The sequence below is a fragment of the Streptomyces sp. NPDC005266 genome (assembly GCF_040607655.1).
GTDB lineage: Bacteria > Actinomycetota > Actinomycetes > Streptomycetales > Streptomycetaceae > Streptomyces.
In genome coordinates this window covers 1-2387 of record NZ_JBEXHC010000034.1, presented here as the reverse complement: position 1 = coordinate 2387, position 2387 = coordinate 1, and the positions used below count along the sequence as shown (strand labels likewise).

At 69.7% G+C, this 2387-nt stretch carries 2 protein-coding genes; one reads left to right on the top strand and one right to left on the bottom strand.

Annotated features, from left to right (window positions below):
• Positions 1-142 precede the first annotated feature (142 nt).
• Positions 143-1450: an MFS transporter gene (locus ABZU99_RS33845; protein WP_356048101.1), complete on the bottom strand. Its 1308-nt coding sequence runs from the start codon at positions 1448-1450 to the stop codon at positions 143-145.
• Between the two features lie 180 nt (positions 1451-1630).
• Here ABZU99_RS33845 and ABZU99_RS33840 point away from each other — a divergent pair, with 180 nt between their 5' ends.
• Entirely contained in the window at positions 1631-2182 is a 552-nt protein-coding gene (locus tag ABZU99_RS33840) for a MarR family transcriptional regulator (RefSeq protein ID WP_355948713.1), read from the top strand.
• The last annotated feature ends 205 nt before the right edge of the window (positions 2183-2387 follow it).

Genomic DNA, 2387 nt, shown 5'->3' with positions numbered 1-2387 from the left:
CGTACCAGGGCGGGACCAGGGCGGGACCAGGGCGGGACCAGGGCGGGACCAGGGCGGGACCAGGGCGGGACCAGGGCGGGACCAGGGCGGGACCAGGGCGGGACCAGGGCGGTCGGCCGGGGCAGGGCCGGTCCGCCTCGGGTCAGGCCGCGGTCGTGACCTCATCCGCCGAGGCCGACCGGGGCGCGGGCAGCGAGGGGCTCGCGACGGCGCGCAGCGGATTGTCCTGCTGGGCCGTGAGCCGCCGGCCGAACCGCAGGGCGAGCACCGTGAGGCCCAGCGAGCAGACGATGAGCGTCGAGATGTACAGCCCGAACAGACCGGCTCCCGCGAGCAGCCCCCCGACAGCCGGGCCGACCGCCAGTGCCAACTGCTTCACCAGGGAGAAGGCGGAGTTGTACTGCCCGAGCAGCGACGGCGGCGCCAGATCGGCCACCAACGGGGCGATGGTCGGCGAGAGCATCGCTTCGCCGAGCCCGAAGAGCGCGTACGCCGAGATGATCGCGACGATGCCGATGGCCTGGCTCCCGGGCACCAGCCCGGCGGTCCCGGCGACGACCCACGCCGCCGTCCAGACCAGCCCGACCAGCGCGATCACACGGCTGCGCCGACGCCGCTCGACCAGCTTGAGCACTACGAACTGCGCCAGCACGATGACCGCCGTGTTCGCGGCCAGCGCGATCCCGAGCATCGCGGGCGAGATACGGGCGACATTCACCGCGAACGCCGACAGCCCGGCTTCGAACTGCCCGTAGCACGCGAAATGCACCACGAAGCCCAGCACGCACAGCTGCACCATGGCCCGGTTGCTCAGCAGGGCCCGCCAACCGCTCTTGGTGCCGACGCGGTCATCGGTCGGCACCGCATCGCTGATCACCGGAACCTTCGGCAGCCGTACGCTCGCGACCGCCGCACCGAGCACCAGGAACATCGCCGCGTCGATCGCGAACAGCCGGACGAAGCTCGACGGCGCGGAGGTGTCCACTAGCAGCCCGCCGAGCAGCCCGCCGATGCCCAGCCCGAGATTGCCCACGAAGAACTGCATGGCGAAGGCGCGCGACCGGGTGGTCGGCGTCGAGCACCACACGATCAGCGTGGCCAGCGCGGGCTGGATCACCGCTATGCCCGCGCCGAGCACGACGGCCGAGGCCAGGACAAGCGACTCGCTCGCCGCCAGCCCGAGCCCCAACGATCCGACGGCGGCGGCGACCGCACCCGCGACGGCTACGGACAGCGGCCCCCGCCGGTCGATCACCCGACCGGTGAAGGGCAGCACGGCAAGCGCGGCCACCGCGAACACCGCGAGCACCATGCCCGCCGTGTTCGCGCCGAGGTCCCGCACCTGCGCCACATAGACGAAGAGGAACGGAACAGTGAAGCCGTTGCCGAACGCGCTCAGCGCGTTGCCCAGCTGGATCCGGCGCAGCGCTGCGCCCATCGCGGTGGTCACACTCACCTACCTAGGTCGAAGAGGGTCGAGAGGGTCGGAGAAGAAGGAGGCGTAGGTCGTCCGGGCCTCGATGGAGACCCGGACGATGGAAGCCTGAAGACTTCGAAGCTAAACTTCAATGCTTAAGAGTACACAAGGAAGGACTTCAGCGCCAATGAGTTTCGTGTCATACTGCGCACCATGGCTGAGACCCCCGACCCGGACGAGCTGCTGAGCCTCGAAGAGCAGATCGCGGCGTACCAGCGAGAGTTCCAGGACCTGGACCCCCAGGTGGAGCAGGTGGTCAGCGCGCTCAGCCGGCTCACCCGGCGGATGAACGTCGCCTATGGGCGCCAGTCCGCGACCCTCGGCATCAGCAACGTCGAGTGGGAGGTCCTCAAGGCCCTCGTCCTCTCCGGAGCCCCGTACCAGCTGGGCCCCGGCGATCTGGCGAAGCGGCTCGGCCTCACCCCCGCCGCCATGACCCACCGCATCGACCGTCTGGTCGGCGAGGGGCTCGTCACCCGTGAGCGTGATGAGAGCAACCGGGTGCGGGTGATCGTCGAGCTGACCGCCGAAGGTCGCGAGAAGTGGCAGGAGGCGATGCGCCGCGCATCGATCTTCGAGGAGGACCTGCTCCAGGACCTCTCGAGCGAGGAGCGAGGTGCCCTCGGCGAGATGCTCACCCGGGTGCTGCGCCGGGTGGAGGAGGCCCAACCCGACGCCGAGGGACGGCTGAGCGACCTCGAGTGAGGCAATCGGCCGAGCCGGGGTTGACACCGCCCACCGAGGTGCGTAATGTGCTCCGAGCTGCCCCGGAGCCGTACGGTTCCTCGGCACGCATCGCGCCGCACCTGCGGCAAACCACTACTGCACGGCCCCTCATCGGGATGGATTTCGGTATGCCGAAATTCGGAACGGAAGCTCGATTATGAGCATCGGAGGGAATCCGCTAAAG

Coding starts and splice junctions, on each gene's coding strand:
- ABZU99_RS33840 (WP_355948713.1), top strand. CDS start 1,631: ATGGCTGAGACCCCCGACCCGGACGAGCTGCTGAGCCTCGAAGAGCAG.